This window comes from [Actinomadura] parvosata subsp. kistnae (assembly GCF_900323885.1).
In the GTDB taxonomy this organism is placed as follows: domain Bacteria; phylum Actinomycetota; class Actinomycetes; order Streptosporangiales; family Streptosporangiaceae; genus Nonomuraea; species Nonomuraea composti.
In genome coordinates this window covers 2,319,954-2,335,882 of record NZ_OOHJ01000018.1, presented here as the reverse complement: position 1 = coordinate 2,335,882, position 15,929 = coordinate 2,319,954, and the positions used below count along the sequence as shown (strand labels likewise).

Annotated in this window: 17 protein-coding genes and 1 riboswitch; of the genes, 12 read left to right on the top strand and 5 right to left on the bottom strand. The window is 70.3% G+C overall.

What is annotated here, in order from left to right:
* Window positions 1-254 precede the first annotated feature (254 nt).
* The 5 genes from KIS93_RS30815 (at window position 255) to KIS93_RS30795 (ending at window position 5,955) form a co-directional block, all read left to right on the top strand.
* Complete coding sequence (locus tag KIS93_RS30815) at window positions 255-1,145, top strand: Rossmann-like and DUF2520 domain-containing protein (RefSeq protein ID WP_080044343.1); 891 nt, start codon at window positions 255-257, stop codon at window positions 1,143-1,145.
* A 22-nt stretch (window positions 1,146-1,167) separates the two neighbouring features.
* The gene (gene panC, locus KIS93_RS30810) at window positions 1,168-2,004 is read left to right on the top strand and encodes a pantoate--beta-alanine ligase (protein ID WP_080044344.1); all 837 of its coding nucleotides are present in this window, start codon (window positions 1,168-1,170) and stop codon (window positions 2,002-2,004) included.
* A 20-nt stretch (window positions 2,005-2,024) separates the two neighbouring features.
* On the top strand, window positions 2,025-2,531 hold the full coding sequence (locus KIS93_RS30805; RefSeq protein WP_080044345.1) for a DUF6624 domain-containing protein: 507 nt from the start codon (window positions 2,025-2,027) through the stop codon (window positions 2,529-2,531).
* Between the two features lie 112 nt (window positions 2,532-2,643).
* Entirely contained in the window at window positions 2,644-5,169 is a 2,526-nt protein-coding gene (locus KIS93_RS30800) for an L-aspartate oxidase (protein ID WP_080044346.1), read from the top strand.
* A 3-nt stretch (window positions 5,170-5,172) separates the two neighbouring features.
* On the top strand, window positions 5,173-5,955 hold the full coding sequence (locus KIS93_RS30795) for a type III pantothenate kinase (protein ID WP_080047411.1): 783 nt from the start codon (window positions 5,173-5,175) through the stop codon (window positions 5,953-5,955).
* A 50-nt stretch (window positions 5,956-6,005) separates the two neighbouring features.
* Here KIS93_RS30795 and KIS93_RS30790 read toward each other — a convergent pair whose 3' ends face one another.
* Complete coding sequence (locus KIS93_RS30790; RefSeq protein ID WP_080044347.1) at window positions 6,006-6,476, bottom strand: hypothetical protein; 471 nt, start codon at window positions 6,474-6,476, stop codon at window positions 6,006-6,008.
* Between the two features lie 168 nt (window positions 6,477-6,644).
* Between KIS93_RS30790 and lysX the strand changes: the two genes are divergently transcribed.
* A complete protein-coding gene (gene lysX / locus KIS93_RS30785) occupies window positions 6,645-8,126 on the top strand; it encodes a bifunctional lysylphosphatidylglycerol synthetase/lysine--tRNA ligase LysX (protein WP_080044348.1) in 1,482 nt (493 codons plus the stop codon).
* 194 nt (window positions 8,127-8,320) lie between these two features.
* Here the strand turns inward: lysX and KIS93_RS30780 are convergent, their stop codons facing one another.
* Window positions 8,321-9,250, bottom strand: coding sequence for an NADP-dependent oxidoreductase (locus tag KIS93_RS30780; RefSeq protein WP_230465725.1), 930 nt, complete (start codon window positions 9,248-9,250; stop codon window positions 8,321-8,323).
* Window positions 9,251-9,332: 82 nt separating this feature from the next.
* Between KIS93_RS30780 and KIS93_RS30775 the strand changes: the two genes are divergently transcribed.
* The gene (locus KIS93_RS30775) at window positions 9,333-9,728 is read left to right on the top strand and encodes a winged helix-turn-helix transcriptional regulator (RefSeq protein ID WP_080044350.1); all 396 of its coding nucleotides are present in this window, start codon (window positions 9,333-9,335) and stop codon (window positions 9,726-9,728) included.
* Here the strand turns inward: KIS93_RS30775 and KIS93_RS69150 are convergent.
* A complete protein-coding gene (locus KIS93_RS69150; RefSeq protein WP_420895883.1) occupies window positions 9,661-9,942 on the bottom strand; it encodes a cytochrome P450 in 282 nt (93 codons plus the stop codon). The genes KIS93_RS30775 and KIS93_RS69150 overlap by 68 nt on opposite strands.
* A gap of 296 nt (window positions 9,943-10,238) precedes the next feature.
* On the opposite strand from KIS93_RS69150, the gene KIS93_RS69145 reads away from it, so the two are divergent.
* Window positions 10,239-10,433 (top strand): hypothetical protein, encoded by a 195-nt coding sequence (locus KIS93_RS69145; RefSeq protein WP_155128880.1) that lies wholly within the window; start codon window positions 10,239-10,241, stop codon window positions 10,431-10,433.
* Here KIS93_RS69145 and KIS93_RS30760 read toward each other — a convergent pair.
* Entirely contained in the window at window positions 10,409-10,690 is a 282-nt protein-coding gene (locus KIS93_RS30760; protein WP_155128882.1) for a hypothetical protein, read from the bottom strand. The two genes, KIS93_RS69145 and KIS93_RS30760, sit on opposite strands and share 25 nt — an antisense overlap.
* Before the next feature lie 185 nt (window positions 10,691-10,875).
* On the opposite strand from KIS93_RS30760, the gene KIS93_RS30755 reads away from it, so the two are divergent.
* Window positions 10,876-11,088 (top strand): LuxR C-terminal-related transcriptional regulator, encoded by a 213-nt coding sequence (locus tag KIS93_RS30755; RefSeq protein ID WP_043615366.1) that lies wholly within the window; start codon window positions 10,876-10,878, stop codon window positions 11,086-11,088.
* Between the two features lie 74 nt (window positions 11,089-11,162).
* On the opposite strand, the gene KIS93_RS30750 is transcribed toward KIS93_RS30755, so the two are convergent.
* Window positions 11,163-12,116: a C40 family peptidase gene (locus KIS93_RS30750; RefSeq protein WP_230465727.1), complete on the bottom strand. Its 954-nt coding sequence runs from the start codon at window positions 12,114-12,116 to the stop codon at window positions 11,163-11,165.
* Between the two features lie 99 nt (window positions 12,117-12,215).
* A riboswitch (cyclic di-AMP (ydaO/yuaA leader) is annotated at window positions 12,216-12,366 on the bottom strand.
* Window positions 12,367-12,632: 266 nt separating this feature from the next.
* Between KIS93_RS30750 and KIS93_RS30745 the strand changes: the two genes are divergently transcribed.
* The 3 genes from KIS93_RS30745 (at window position 12,633) to KIS93_RS30735 (ending at window position 15,475) form a co-directional block, all read left to right on the top strand.
* Window positions 12,633-13,214 (top strand): amino-acid N-acetyltransferase, encoded by a 582-nt coding sequence (locus tag KIS93_RS30745; RefSeq protein ID WP_080044354.1) that lies wholly within the window; start codon window positions 12,633-12,635, stop codon window positions 13,212-13,214.
* 85 nt (window positions 13,215-13,299) lie between these two features.
* On the top strand, window positions 13,300-14,874 hold the full coding sequence (locus KIS93_RS30740) for an RDD family protein (RefSeq protein WP_186404521.1): 1,575 nt from the start codon (window positions 13,300-13,302) through the stop codon (window positions 14,872-14,874).
* A 112-nt stretch (window positions 14,875-14,986) separates the two neighbouring features.
* Window positions 14,987-15,475, top strand: coding sequence for an RDD family protein (locus KIS93_RS30735; RefSeq protein WP_080044356.1), 489 nt, complete (start codon window positions 14,987-14,989; stop codon window positions 15,473-15,475).
* Window positions 15,476-15,929: the final 454 nt, after the last annotated feature.

Sequence of the window (15,929 nt, the reverse complement as noted above, 5' to 3'; positions counted from 1 at the left end):
TCGGCGGATGACCGGTCGGCGCACCTCCAAGGGGTAAGACCGCGCGGGCGTCGGGCCTCGATCCAGGACTCGGCGCCCGCTGCCATGCGGTGAACCCCTCTCCTCATCTCTTCCGACAGGGGGTGCACGGTTTGTATCCCCTTGTCGCTTTTGCGAATAACTCAACGCGCGGCAAAACACCGGTCACGCTCGCCACCCTGAGAGGCCGTTACGCTGGTCGGCAGTGCCATCACGGTCGACAGGGGTGAGACGTCATGGACGCAGGGGATCGCCCGGCACGGCTGACCGTCGGCGTGCTCGGGGCGGGCAAGGTCGGATCCGCGCTCGGCGCCGCGTTGGCGCAGGCCGGGCATCGGGTCGTGGCCGCCAGCGGGGTTTCCGACAACTCCCAGCGATGGGCGGCCGACCGGCTCGGCGTCACGCCGTCCCGGCCCGACGAGGTGGTGGCGGCGGCCCAGCTCGTCCTGCTCACCGTGCCCGACGACGCGCTGCCCGACCTCGTCAGCGGGCTGGCCAGCACCGGCGCCGACCTCCAGGGCAAGATGCTGGTGCACACCAGCGGCGCGTACGGGCTGTCGGTGCTCGACCCGGCGACCGAGGCGGGCGCGCTGCCGCTCGCGCTGCACCCGGTGATGACGTTCACGGGCCGGGACGACGACCTCAACAAGCTCACCGGCATCTCCTACGGCGTCACCGCCCCCGAGGTGCTGCGGCCCGTCGCCGAGGCCCTGGTGATCGAGATGGGCGGCGAGCCGGTCTGGATCGCCGACGCCGACCGCCCGCTCTACCACGCGGCCCTGGCGAACGCCGCCAACCACATGGTCACGCTCATCGCCGAGTCCTCCGACCTGCTGCGCGGCATCGGCGTCGACCATCCGGGCCGCATGCTGGGCCCGCTGCTGGGCGCGGCGCTCGACAACGTGCTGCGGCTGGGCATCGCCGGCCTGACCGGCCCCGTCGTCCGCGGCGACGCGGGCACCGTGCGCAAGCACGTCGACGCGCTGATCCTGGCCGCTCCTGAGGCGGCCGACGCCTACATCGCGCTGGCCCGGCTCACGGCCGACCGGGCGCTGGCCGCGGGGTTGCTCAAACCGGAGGAGGCGGAGCGGCTGCTCGACGCACTGGGGGGCAATATATGGACCTGACCGTCGCGTGGAAAGGGCTGTTATGGAGCTGATCGTCGCCAGGGGCCGGGAAGACCTGGTCAAGGCGCGCCGTGGAGGCACGGTGGCGCTGGTGCCGACCATGGGCGCGCTCCACGAGGGCCACCGGTCGCTGATCAGGCAGGCCCGGGTGCGCGCCGATCAGGTCGTGGTCAGCATCTTCGTCAATCCCCTCCAATTCGGCCCTAACGAGGATTTTTCGCGTTATCCCCGTACATTTGACGCCGATCTTGAGGTGTGCCGGGAGGAGGAGGTGGACGTCGTCTTCCACCCGGCCGCCGAGGACATGTACGGCCCCGACCGCCAGGTCAGCGTCTCGGCCGGCGAGATGGGCCGGGTCGTCGAGGGCGCCTACCGGCCGGGCCACTTCGACGGCGTGCTCACGGTGGTGCTGAAGCTGTTCAACCTCGTGCAGCCCGACCTCGCGGTGTTCGGCCAGAAGGACGCCCAGCAGCTTGCCCTGATCCGCCGCATGGTCGCCGACCTCGACCTGCCGATCGAGATCCTGGGCGCGCCGACCGTGCGCGAGCCCGACGGCCTGGCGCTGTCCAGCCGCAACCGCTACCTGTCCGCCGACGACCGGCGGGTCGCGCTGGCGCTCTCGCGGGCCCTGCGCGCGGGCGCGGCCCAGCTCACCCCGGCTGAGATCCGCGAGACCGCGCGCGCGGTGCTCGACGAGGCCGGCCCCGAGCTCGACGTCGACTACCTGGCCCTGGTCGATCCGGCCACGTTCGCCGAGGTGAGCGACGACTACGAGGGGCTGGCCGTGCTCGCCGTGGCCGCGAAGGTGGGCACCACCCGGCTGATCGACAACGTCACCGTCACCTTGAATCCCGCCTGAGGCCGATTACCGTCGGGAGCATGACGGATGAGGAGCTGAAGGCCGAGCTGCTCCGCCGCATGGAGATGGACCAGGCCATGCGCGACCCGGCCAAGGGCTTTCCCGGCGACAAGCGGCTGGCCCGCCTGCAGCGGCTCGACGAGGGCAACACGGCCTGGCTCTACTCCGTCGTCGCCACCCGTGGCTGGCCGCTGATCTCGCAGGTGGGGGAGCGGGCGGCGCGGGCGGCCTGGCTCCTCGCGCAGCACGCCACCTCCCGTGCGGTACAGCGCCTGTTCCTCCAGGTGATGGCCGACGCGGTGGAGTCGGACGAGGCGTCGCCGCGCGACTTCGCGTACCTGGTGGACCGCGTACGCGTGCGCTCCGGCCGTCCGCAGCTCTACGGCACGCAGTTCCACGACGGCGCGAGCGGGCTGGAGCCCATGCCGATCGAGGACGCCGAGCTGCTGGACGAGCGCCGCAGGGCCGTCGGGCTGGAGCCGTTCGCGGAGTACGAGGCGTTCATCAGGAAGACCGAAAGCCTCTGAGCACCCCCGGGGCATGTTCCCGTCACTCCAGGCGTTATCGTCATATTGACGAAATCACCACTCCAGGGTTTATCGTCAGCCTGACGAGATTGCCCTCAGTGAGGAGACCCCAATGAGCGCACCGGCGATTCCCCTGCGGCTGACCGCGCCGGAGCCCGGCTGGACCGTCGAGGCGGACGTGGTCGTCGTGGGCTCCGGCGTCGCGGGCCTGACAGTGGCCCTGCGGTACACGGAGCTGGAGCCGGCGGCCAAGGTGCTGGTCGTCACCAAGGACGTGCTGTCGGCCGGCTCCACCCGCTGGGCCCAGGGCGGCATCGCGGCCGTGCTCGACCCCCACGACACCCCCGACGAGCACCTGAACGACACGCTGATCGCCGGAGTGGGGCTCTGCGACGTACGGGCGGTGCGCGCGCTCGTCACCGAGGGCCCCGGCGCGCTGCGCCGGCTCATGGACAGGGGCGCCCGCTTCGACCGGACCGCCGACGGCGAGCTGCAGCTCACCCGCGAGGGCGGCCACCGGCGGCGCCGGATCGTGCACGCCGGCGGCGACGCCACCGGCGCGGAGGTGCAGCGGGCCCTCGTCGAGGCCGTCAGGGCCGGCGGGATCGAGGTGATCGAGCACGCGCTGGTGCTCGACCTGCTCAAGGACGCCAAGGGCCGGGCCAGGGGCGTGACGCTGCACGTCATGGGCGAGGGCGCGCGCGACGGCGTGGGCGCGGTCCGCGCCAGGGCCGTGGTGCTGGCCACCGGCGGCATGGGCCAGGTCTTCGCGGCCACCACCAACCCCGCCGTCTCCACCGGCGACGGCGTGGCGCTGGCCCTGCGGGCCGGGGCCGTGGTGCGCGACATCGAGTTCGTGCAGTTCCACCCGACCGTGTTGTGGCTCGGCGAGGGCTCGACCGGCCAGCAGCCGCTCATCTCGGAGGCGGTCAGGGGCGAGGGCGCCTTCCTGACCGACCACGAGGGCAACCGGTTCATGGCGGACGTGCACGAGCTGGCCGACCTGGCGCCGCGCGACGTCGTCGCCAAGGCCATCCTGCGGGTGATGCGCGAGACCGGGCGCGAGCACGTCTACCTCGACGGCCGGCACTTCGGGCGCGAGAAGTGGGAGTCCCGCTTCCCGACGATCTACGCGGTCTGCCGCGAGCACGGCATCGACCCGGCCACCGAGCCGATCCCCGTCTCGCCCGCCGCCCACTACGCCAGCGGCGGCGTCCGTACGGACCTGCACGGCCGCACCTCCATCGACGGCCTGTACGCCTGCGGCGAGGTCGCCTGCACCGGCGTGCACGGCGCCAACCGGCTCGCCTCCAACTCCCTGCTCGAAGGGCTCGTGTTCGCCGAGCGCATCGCCGAGGACATCCACGCCACCCGCCCCGCGCCCGGCGACCCGGTGCCGAACCGGGCGCCGGACGGGCTGGTGGACCCGCGGGTCAGGCCGAGGATCCAGGCCCACATGAGCAGCGGGGCGAGCGTGCTGCGCAGCCGCGACTCCCTGGCCGCCACCGCCAGGGCGCTGCGCGACGCCCGCTGGACGCCGGTCCAGGTGCCCGCCCGTACCGAGTCGTGGGAGGCCACGAACCTGCTCACCGTCGCCACCGCCCTGACCGGCGCGGCGGCGGCCCGGCTGGAGACGCGCGGCTCACACTGGCGCGAGGACCACGAGACCCGCGACGACAACGAATGGCTGGGTCACCTCGACGTGACCCTGACGGAGGAGGGCCTGCGCATGACGTACACGCCGCACGGTGACACGATGCCGCCGCGCCTGGCGCACGAGCTGACCGCCGCCGGGCTGGACCCGGCCGAGGTGGACGCGCTGATCGACCGGGCGCTGGAGGAGGACCTGCAAGAGGCCGGCGACGTCACGAGCCTGGCCACGATCCCGGCCGGGCAGCGCTCGGTGGCCGACGTGGTGGCCCGCAAGGACGGCGTGGTGGCCGGGCTGGCCGTGGCCGAGGCGGTGTTCGTGCGGCTGGGCGCGTCCAGGGCCGAGCGCGTGACCAAGGACGGCGAGCAGGTTCGGGCCGGCGACGTGCTCATGACCGTCGAGGGCCCGGTGCGGGCCCTGCTGACGGCCGAGCGCACCGCGCTCAACCTGCTCACGCACCTGTCCGGGGTGGCCACGCTGACCGCCCGCTGGGCCGAGGCGATCAGCGGCACCGCCGCCCGCGTGCGCGACAGCCGCAAGACGCTGCCGGGGCTGCGGGCCCTGGAGAAGTACGCGGTGCGCTGCGGCGGCGGCGTCAACCACCGGATGTCGCTGTCGGACGCCGCGCTGATCAAGGACAATCACGTGGTGGCCGCCGGGGGCGTGGCCGAGGCGTTCCGGGCGGTCAGGGAGCGCTACCCGGATCTGCCGATCGAGGTGGAGATCGACCGGCTCGACCAGCTCGATCCGGTTCTGGACGAGGGCGCCGAGCTGATCCTGCTCGACAACTTCACGGTCGAGGACACGGCCCGCGCCGTCCATATCGTGAAAAATCGGGCGAAAAATAGGGTTGCTCTTGAGGCCAGCGGGGGATTGACCTTGGAATCGGCCCGTGATGTGGCGGACACTGGCGTCGACTACCTTGCGGTGGGAGCGCTAACGCACTCAGCGCCGGCCCTTGACATCGCACTGGATCTGCGGGGGTAATTGATGCTGCTCACGATCGACGTCGGCAACACGCACACGGTGCTGGGGCTGTTCGAGGGCGAGGACGTCATCGAGCACTGGAGGCTGGCCACCGACGCCCGCCGCACCGCCGACGAGATCGCAGTCGTCCTCCAGGGCCTGCTGGCCCAGTCGCCGCTGCTCAAGGGGGCCGACGTCGACGGCATCGCCATCTGCTCCACCGTGCCCAGCGTGCTCAACGAGATGCGCGAGATGTGCCGCCGCTACTACGGCGACGTGACCGCCGTGATCGTGGAGCCGGGCATCCGCACCGGGGTCCCCGTCCGCATGGACAACCCCAAGGAGGTCGGCAGCGACCGCATCGTCAACGCGCTGGCCGCCATCGACCAGTACGGTGGCCCCTGCATCATCGTCGACTTCGGCACCGCCACCTCCTTCGACGCGGTGTCGGCCAAGGGTGAGTACGTCGGCGCCGTCACCGCCCCCGGCATCGAGATCTCCGTGGACGCGCTGGCCGCCGCCGGCGCCCAGCTCCACAAGGTCGAGCTGGTCAGGCCGCGCTCGGTGATCGCCAAGAACACCGTCGAGGCCCTCCAGGCCGGCATCATCTACGGCTTCGCCGGCCAGGTGGATGGCATCGTCGAGCGCATGGCGGCCGAGCTGGCCGACGACCCCGACGAGGTCACCGTGGTCGCCACCGGCGGGCACGCGGCCCTCGTCGTGGGCGAGTCACGCTCGATCGACGTCCACGAGCCGTGGCTCACCCTCATCGGCCTCCGGCTGATCTACCACCGCAACGCGTCATGAAGAAGCGGCCCCCACCCCTGCCGGGGTGGGGGCCGCCTTCAACGGCCAGGTCACTCGCTCTCAGCGGTGTAGAGGTACTCCCACGGGCCGCACTTCTTCGCGTAGCCGCCCTGGGGGCCGACCTGGCACACCTTCACCCGCAGGCTGTAGACGTCGTGCTCCTCGAAGCCGAACTTCTTGTAGCCGGGGTAGCCGCAGTACTTCTTCGAGTAGACCGGGGACCAGTCGCCGTCGAAGTCACTGGCCTCGAACTGCACGTACGCGCACTTGCCGCCCTCGTCGTACGAGCGGTTGTCCAGGTCGAACAGCCTGCCCTTGACCGTGACCTCGTTCGACTCGCCCTCGTGGTCCCAGTCGACGCCGACCCAGCCCTGCGCCTTGGCGAGGTAGTGCTTGGCGTAGACGGGGCCCCAGTACTCGGAGTAGTCATAGGAGTCGGCCTGGGCCGACGCGGGCAGTGACAGGGCCACGGCGGTGGTGGCGGCGACGGCGGCGAAACCGGTCACGATCTTCTTCAACATCTTTCTCTCCCAGAGCTCCCTTGGGCCGGCTCCCTACCGGCTCCCCCCCGAGCTCGTGAAGAATTTGTAAACCGGGGCTCTTGCAGCGCTCCTTCAGCGACCCTGCAGCGCTCCTTCAGGGGGCCGACGAGCCCTTGCAGTTCGCCATATCCCCTACCCTTTGTTGTTGTGAGCGACGAACTTCCCGAGCAGATGCGCATCCGGAGGGAGAAGCTCGACCGCCTTCGCAGCGAGGGCGTCGACCCTTACCCGGTGAATTTCCCACGCACGGCGACCAACGCCGAGGTCAGGGAGAAATACCAGGGCCTGGAGCCCGACACCGCGACCGGCGACCGCGTCGGCGTGGTCGGGCGCGTCATGCTCAACCGCGTGGGCGGCAAGCTCTGCTTCGCCACCATCCGCGACGGCGGCGCCGACCTGCAAGTGATGATCTCGCTCGACAAGGTCGGCGAGGAGTCGCTGGCCCGCTGGAAGCGCGACGTCGACCTCGGCGACCACATCGGCGTGACCGGCGAGGTCATCACCTCCCGCCGCGGCGAGCTGTCCATCCTCGCCGAGAGCTGGCAGATCACCGCCAAGTGCCTGCGCCCGCTGCCGGAGAAGCACGTCGGGCTCACCGACCCCGAGGCGCGGGTCCGCCAGCGCTACGTCGACCTCATCGTCAACGACGAGGCCAGGAAGATGGCCCGGCTGCGCAGCTCGGCCGTGCGCGCCGTACGCGACTTCTGGCACGAGGAGGGCTACCTCGAGGTCGAGACGCCGATGCTGCAGCCGATCCACGGCGGCGCGGCGGCCCGGCCGTTCAAGACCCACATCAACGCCTACGACATGGAGCTCTACCTTCGCATCGCGATCGAGCTCTACCTCAAGCGGCTCGTCGTGGGCGGCATCGAGAAGGTCTTCGAGATCAGCCGCACCTTCCGCAACGAAGGCGCCGACTCCACGCACAACCCCGAGTTCACGATGGTCGAGGCCTACGGCACCTACCTCGACTACCACGACATGGCCGACCTGACGCAGCGGATGATCCAGCGGGCCGCCGAGGCCGCGCTCGGCGGCACCGTGGTCGTGCACGAGGGCGCCGAGGTCGACCTCGGCGGCGAGAAGTGGCCGCGCGTCCCGCTCTACCAGCTCGTCTCCGAGGCCGTCGGCGAGGAGATCACCACCGCCACCACGCTCGACGAACTGCGCAAGATCGCCGACCGCCGCGAGATCCACTGGGATCCGAAGTGGGGGCCGGGCAAGCTCGTGCAGGAGCTGTTCGAGGAGCTGGTGGAGCACACGCTGATCCAGCCCACGTTCGTCATGGACTACCCGGTGGAGACCTCCCCGCTGGCCCGCGTGCACCGCGACGACCCGGTCCTCACCGAGAAGTGGGACCTGATCGGCTTCGGCACCGAGCTCGGCACCGCGTTCTCCGAGCTCAACGACCCGATCGACCAGCGCCGCCGGCTGGTCGAGCAGTCCCTGCTCGCCGCCGGGGGCGACCCCGAGGCCATGCAGCTCGACGAGGACTTCCTCCAGGCGCTGGAGTACGCCATGCCGCCGACCGGAGGCATGGGGGCGGGCATCGACCGGTTGATCATGGCGTTCACCGGCAAGAACATCCGCGAGACCATCCTGTTCCCGCTGGTCAAGCCCACCCAGTAGAGCAACCTCGCGCCGCCCGAGGCCCGGTCGTTCCGACGACCGGGCCCCGGTCGTTGTGCGGGCGTGGGATGTCCGGATTGCGCGCCTCAGGAGCGGGCGCGCCGGCTGTGGGTGCCCGCACCTCACGGCCGCGCTCGCCGGGCATGCGTGCCCGCACCTCAGGGCCGCGTTCGCCGGGCGCGCGTGCCCGCACCTCAGGGGATCAGGACCAGGCGGCCGCGCAGGCCGCCCGCGGCCATCCTCGCGTGCGCGTCGGCGGCCTTCTCCAGCGGGTACGTCCCGGCCACCCGCAGCGTCACCCGCCCGGCCTCCACCAGCCGCACCACCTCCGCGAGCTGCCCCGCGTCGGCCCTGAAGAACACGGTGGCCACGTCGATGCCGCGCAGCCCCACCGGCGCCACCCCGGCCGACAGCGCCACGAACGCCCCGCCGTCCCTGACCGCGTCCAGCGCCGCCAGGCCGAGCACCGCCGCGTCCACCACGGCGTCCACCCCGCCCGGCACCAGAGCCCGTACGGACTCGGCCAGGTCGTCGCCCCGGGGGACGAACCACTCGGCCCCGAAGCCGCGTACCAGCTCCTCGTCGGCCGCCCCCGCGACCGCCACCACCCGGGCGCCGCGCAGCGCGGCCAGCTCGACCAGGTAGCCGCCCACGGCCCCGGCTGCCCCGGTGACCAGCAACGTCCGGCCCTGCCCGGCCCCGGCGCGGTCCAGCGCCTGCCAGGCGGTGAGCGCGTTCAGGGGGATCGTGGACGCCTCCACGGCCGTACGCCCTCGGGGCGCCCGCGTCACCGCGGAGGCGTCCAGCACCACGTACTCGGCCTGGGCCTTGGTCGGCAGCTCCAGCCGGGCGACCAGCCCGATCACCTCCTCGCCGACCTCGAACGCCGCTCCCCGGCCCACCTGGTCCACGACTCCCGCGACGTCGAACCCCAGCCCGTAGGAGTCCAGCCGGCGGGCCACCCCGTAGTCGGCGACGGTGCCGGCGGCGATCGCGAGGTCGAAGGGGTTCACCGCCGCCGCGGCCACCTTGATCCGCACCTGGGCGGGGCCCGCCTCTGGCACGGGCGCCTCCACCAGCCGGGGAGCGCCGGAGCCACCGATGAGTGCACGCATGTTCGTCATGCGCACGACCCTAGGAACGGTTACTCTCTTCTGGTAAGTAGGCACCTGAAAGTTCGTAACCAACCCCGAGGGAGTAGGAAGAGTGGCCACGAAGACGGCGGCGGAGCGGCGCGAGGAGGCCCGGCAGGCGTTCGACGCGTTCTTCGCCGAGTGCCCCTCCAGGAAGCTGCTCGACCGGCTCAGCGACAAGTGGGTCACGCTGGTGCTCACCGCCCTGTCGCAGGGCCCGCGCCGCTACAGTGACCTGTCCAGGCGGATCGCCGGGGTCAGCCAGAAGATGCTCACGCAGACCCTGCGCGTCCTGGAGCGTGACGGCCTGGTCGCGCGCACGATCACGCCCAGCGTGCCGGTCCGCGTCGACTACGAGCTCACCCCGCTCGGCCAGAGCCTCATGCCGCTGGTGGCCGCGATCAAGAGCTGGGCGCAGGAGCACATCGAGGACGTGGAGGCGGCCAGACGGCGCTACGACGCCGCCTAGCCTCTTCCTGACAGGCGTACCGGCAGGGCGCCCAGCCCGCGCGGCACGACGTTCTCCTTGTACGGCGGCGCCGGGCCGGCGAGGCGGCCGGGCTCCGGAAGATCGCCGGGTCGCGATCGGCCGCGCCTATCACGGCCATCACGAGCGTGCCCTCCGGTACGGGCGTGCCGCCCAGCGACACGTCCTCCAGCGCGACCCGGGAGGTGAGCTGCACCGGCGGGTCGCGGCGGAGCACCTCCTCCACCGAGCAGCAGCACGCAGGTGGCGAGCAGCTCCGGCTCGGTCAGCTCCCGCACCCGCGTCAGCTCGCTCGGGAGGTCGTCCCCGGGCCGCTTCCGGCGCCTTGCGGCGAGGTCGCTGAAGCAGGCGCCGAACTCCCTTCTGGCCTGTCCGGTTTCCGATAAGAGGTCTTCTGTAAGCATCGGGTCAAGGCCGCGCGCCGGCTTCTCGCTCCAGGCGCGGAAGCGTTCACGGTCCTCTGGAGGCACCCCGGGCATCTCGCTGATCATCATGACAGGCGGCGGGTACGCCAGTGCGGACACGAGGTCGGCCTCGTCGGGCAGCGCGCGGATCAGCGACGCGGTGATCGCCTCGACGCGCGGGCGCAGCCGTTCGGCCATGCGTGGCGTGAACGCCCTGCTCACCAGGGCGCGCAGTCTCGTGCGGTCGGGCGAGTCCAGCTACAGGACCGACGCGGCGGGCTGACCTGCGTCTCCGCCGTTCCGCCCGCCGGGGCCGCGGCCGAGACGCGGGCCGCGCGGCAGGGTCGCGCAGAGCTCGTGAGAGGTGGCGACGAGCAGCCCCGCGCGCGTACGGAAGAGGGCACCGGGCGCGCTCATCTCGCGATGGCGGGAGTAAGGATCACGCAGAAACTCCCGATCGAACGGATCAAAACCCAGGACGTCGGCCGCGCTCCAAACCCCGGGATTCGGAGCGCCGGAAGGCTCCACGAGATCGCTCATCGCGAGGTGATCGGTGCCGACATATCGCGAGTACGTCACATATATCGGATCATGTCAATAGCGCTCGTCAAGGGCGTAGATTGTTATGCTTGACGACCTTTCCAGGATGCGTTTACCGTCTGCGAGGAGCGACTTCGGGCCGGTCAAGAGGCCCCAAGTTCAGCTGTTGGGGGGGAGGGCTCCCGATGGACGTGCTCACTGAAGGCGTTGAGCTGAGCCATGCGGACCTTGCGCTGCTGGCGGAGCTGGCCAAGGGGGTCACGGTAGACCGAGTGGGCAGACGGCTGGATATCAGCGGGCGCACAGTGCGCAGGAGACTACGTGGGATCTGTGACCGTATCGGCGTGGCCACGGCCATAGAGGCCGTGGCTTGGGCGGCCCGCCGCCAGTTGATCTAGCGGCGAGCGGTACGGAGGGAGGGGCCGGCCGAAGGGATACCGATTCAGCCGGAGACGCGATACCGCTTTTCCGATCAGTCGGCGATGCGGACCGCGCCGGCGAACGGCCTGTTGGCGATCGAGGCGATCCGTACCACGTCACCGGTCTGCGGGGCGTGCACCATCATGCCGCCGCCGAGATAGATGCCCACGTGGTGCAGGTCGCTGTAGAAGAAGACCAGGTCGCCGGGGCGCAGCTCCTCGCGTGAGATGTGCCTGCCGGCCGTCCACTGGCTGCCGGTGTAGTGCGGCAGGGAGATGCCGACCTTCTGGTAGGCCGCCATGACGAGGCCGGAGCAGTCGTAGGAGCCGGGGCCCTCGGCGCCCCACACGTACGGCTTGAGCTGCTGGGTGAGCGCCCACCGGGCGGCCTGGGCGGCCTTGCCGCTGCCGACGATCGGCAGGTTGACGCGCTGTGCCCGGGTGCCGGGCCGGCCGGCCTCGCCGAGCGCCCGCTTGAACAGGTTGCTCTCGACCTTGGTCACCAGCTTGGTGATCTTGTCGCGCTTGGTGTCGAGCTCGCTGACGATCTTCTGGACCTCGTCGATGCGGGCCTTGGCGCCGGCCCTGGCGCGCTCGGCGGCCTCCCTGGCCTGGGTGACCTGGTTGACCTCGGCGCCCTGCTGCTGCTCCAGCACGTCCATGGTGGCGGCGCGGTCGAGGAAGGAGTCGGGGTCGCCGGAGCCGGCGAAGGCCAGCAGGCGGTTGAGCCCGCCGGTCATGTAGGCGTTCTGGGCCAGCATCGCGACTTCCGCGCGCTTGGCGTCGAGATCGGCCTCGCTGGTCGCCAGCGTCTTCTGGGCGGCGTCGGCGGCCTTCTTGGCGGTCTTGAGCTTCTCCCGCTGGCCGTTGTACTCCTCGGTCAGCGTCTCGATCTCGTTGTGCATCTTCTCGACCTGCTTGGCCAGGTCTTGCAGCGAGGGCTTGGGGTCGGCGGACGCCGGGCCGACGGGAAGGGCGATCAGGAGCGCGGCCACTGTGATACTCACCACACCGCCGAGGCGCCGTGACAGCCCGGCCCTCTCCTGCGGGCGGGCGTGCCTGCCCGCCGTCCTGTGCCCGCCGTTGCGCGTGCCCTTCACCAACCAAGCTCCCTTCCTCGACGCCTACCGGGTTAGCTGACGGGTTCGGGCCGGAGCAGCCCTACCGAACGACTCGGATTCACCCCGGGTGACGGCGATGGGGGTCGCCGCCGGTGGGTCCCCGGCTCCCCTCGCGGGGATTTGGCGTGTCCCGCGCGCGCGACACGCGGGGAACATCGTCGCTGGACACTAATGCACTCCGAGTTCGTGCTCAACCGGAACTGCCGAGTTCATAGAGGTTTCACAACCGAAGGGTCACAAGGTGATCTCGTGCCCGGCCGGGCAGAACGGGGTTTATGTCACGTTCGATGCCCCTTCTGCCGGATGTGGAGAGCGTGCTCATATGGCCACCACATGTAACAAGATGGGCGGAGACGTGGGAGTTAAGGCTGAGCCGTAATGACATCTGTACTCTGGAGAGCCATGGAGCAGGTGGCCGAGCTGGCGACGTCCGAAACCGGGCCCGAGACCGCGGTGGTGGTCCGGCGTGCCCGCACGCCCGACGTCCGGGCGATCAGGCGGCTGGTCGACACCTATGCGGGCGCGGGTCCGCGGCTCCTGGAGAAGGCCACCGTGACCCTGTACGAGGACGTGCAGGAGTTCTGGGTGGCCGAGCGGGGCGGGCAGGTTGTCGGCTGTGGCGCGCTCCACGTGCTGTGGGAGGACCTCGCGGAGGTCCGCACCGTGGCCGTGGATCCGGCGTGCCGCGGCATGGGCGTCGGCCATCGGATCGTCTCGGCGCTGATACAGCACGCGAAGGATCTGGGTCTGCGACGTGTATTCTGTCTGACTTTTGAGGTCGACTTCTTCGCGAGGCACGGCTTTCGCCCGATTCAGGGCACGCCGGTCTCACCGGAGGTGTACGCCGAACTCCTGGCCTCGTACGACGAGGGCGTGGCTGAGTTCCTGGACCTGGAACACGTCAAACCGAACACCCTGGGCAACACCCGGATGCTGCTCCATCTGACATCGGGTGACGCGGACCTTGACCACTTGGAAAGGTGATTGTTGATACCTATGTCGATACGTTGGGCAGCACAGGCATGTGTCCTGACACGTGCCACATGCGCACTCGAAGCGAGGTGACACGGTGAGCACCGGACAGCCGCCGTATCCACAGGACGATTCCGGCGAGAATCCCCCGCCCGGCACCCCTTACGGGCAGCACAACCAGGGCCGCCACCCCGGCGAGCCCGACCCGGACGTGACTGTGGTCGGCTACCGGGCGGACGACGCCTACGGCCAGCAGCCCCAGTATGGCCAGCAGCAGGGCTACGGTCAGCAACAACCCCAGTACGGACAGCAGCAAGGCTACGGTCAGCAGGGCTACGGCCAGCAGCCCCAGTACGGCCAGCAGCACGGCTACGACCAGCAGCAGCAGTCCCAGCCCGGCTACGGCCAGCAGGGCTACGGTCAGCAGCAGCCGTCCCAGCCTGACTACGGTCAGCAGGGCTACGGCCAGCAGTCCGGTTACGGCCAGCAGCCGCAGTCGGGCCAGCAGCCCCAGTACGGCCAGCAGCAGGGTTACGGTCAGCAGCAGCAGTCCCAGCCCGGCTACGGCCAGCAGGGCTACGGCCAGCAGCAGCCGTCCCAGCCTGACTACGGTCAGCAGGGCTACGGCCAGCAGTCCGGTTACGGCCAGCAGCCGCAGTCGGGCCAGCAGCCCCAGTACGGCCAGCAGCAGGGCTACGGTCAGCAGCCCCAGTCGCAGCCCGGCTACGGCCAGCAGGCCGCCTATGGCCAGCAGCCGCAGTCCCAGCCGGACTACGGCCAGCAGGCTCAGTACGGTCAGCAGCCGCAATCGCAGCCGGACTACGGCCAGCAGGCCGCCTATGGCCAGCAGCCCCAGTCGCAGCCCGACTACGGCCAGCAGGGCCAGTACGGCCAGCAGGCCGCGTACGGCCAGCAGCAGGGCTATGGCCAGCAGGGCTACGACCAGCAGCAGGGTTACGGCCAGCAGGGCTACGGTCAGCAGCAGCAGTCCCAGCCCGGTTACGCCCAGCCCGGCTACGGCCAGCAACAGGGTTACGACCAGTACGGCCAGCAGCAGGGCTACGGCCAGCAGCCGCAGCAGTACGGGCAGGGCGGCTACGGCCAGCAGCCCGGTTACGGCCAGCAGTACGGCCAGCCGGTCGGCGTGCAGCCTCCAGGGGCGCCGGCGCCGCTGGCGGAGTGGTGGCAGCGCCTGGTGGCGAGGATCATCGACTTCGTCATCCTGTTCATCCTGAACCTCGTCATCGGCCTGGTCATCGGCTTGTTCGCCGTGGCCAGCTACTCGACGCTCGACGGAAGCAGCAGCGGGTTCCTCACGGTGACGGTGGCGTCGATCATCTCGTCGATCGTCGTGACAGCGCTGTGGGTGGCCTTCGACTTCTTCCTGCTGAAGGCCAAGGGCCAGACCGTCGGCAAGATGGTGATGGGCATCAAGGTCGTTCAGGTGGGCCAGCCGGTGCCGCCCGGCGGCCTGCCCACGGACGCGGCGCTGAAGCGGGCCGCGGTCACGTGGGGCGGATGGATTCTCAACGCTGTCCCGCTGGGCTTCGTCTCCAGCCTCCTGGCGTGGGCCGTGGTGGCCGTGAACGGCGCCTCGCAGCTGTGGGACAAGCCGCTGCAGCAGACGTTCGCCGACAAGGTCGCGAACACCGTGGTGGTGAAGATCAAGTAGTCTCTCGCGGACACGACATAGGGGCCGGCCTCGCCGGCCCCTATGTTTTGTGCGTGGACCTGTACCAGAATTAGTTAGCGACCCGAGCCCCCGACGACGCGAGGTGGGAGTTATGGCCGGGACGGCGCCGCGGACGGACGTGCTGCCCGCCGAATGGTGGGAACGCCTCGGTGCCCGGCTGATTGAAGCGCTCGTCTTCGGGGTCTTCTATTACATTCTGTTCATCGCGCTGTGGGCCGTCTTCCGGACTGTCGGGATGGCCGACGTCTTCGGCGGCCGGCTGCCGGGGGTCTTCGCGTGGCTGGGCGCGGGGGCGGCTTATGCGGGCTACGACTGGTGGGCGCTTTCCCGGCGGGGGCGCACGTTCGGTAAGGCGATCATGAGGATTCGGCTGGCGCCGGCGGGCCTGCCGCGCCGGGTTCTGCTCAAGCGGACGCTGGTCTATCCCGCCCCGGTGATGCTCATGGGCATTCCCGTCGTCAATCTGCTGGCGGGAATGCTGCTGTTCGGGGTGGGGCTGCTCATCCTGATGGACAAGCCGCTGGAGCGGGGCCCGCACGACCGGGCAGCGGGAACGCGGGTGGTAAAAGATCTTCCCTGAGGTGCGCGTACCTGGGGCTACGCCTTTTCGCAAAATTTTCGGTTGATCCGGTAAGGAGCCTGGAGAGACTGGCATTAGGCTATGGGGCGTCCGGGTTGCCGGATGTCGGCGCCCCTGGGACACGCAGGGCATCTGTGTGACGCTATGGTCAGGTACGGGCGGTTGCCGCCTGGGTGCCATGAGCGGGGCCGCGCTCCTCGTGGACACGCTCCCAGCGCTTAATGCGCCCCCGAAACCCCGCAAGCCGTGGAGGCGAGGACGAATGGAAGCCCTTACAGACGTATTGTCAGCGCTCATCCCCCCGGTCGTGGTGGGCGGCGCCTTCATCTTTGGCGTAGTGAAGTTGGTCCGGTCCGAGGCCCTGGGGGGCCGGCGAAACCGCGAGGATCAGCCCGAGAGCCAGAACTGATCGGTCAGTCAGCCGAATCCCCGTAGCGCTGAATTGTCTCAACGC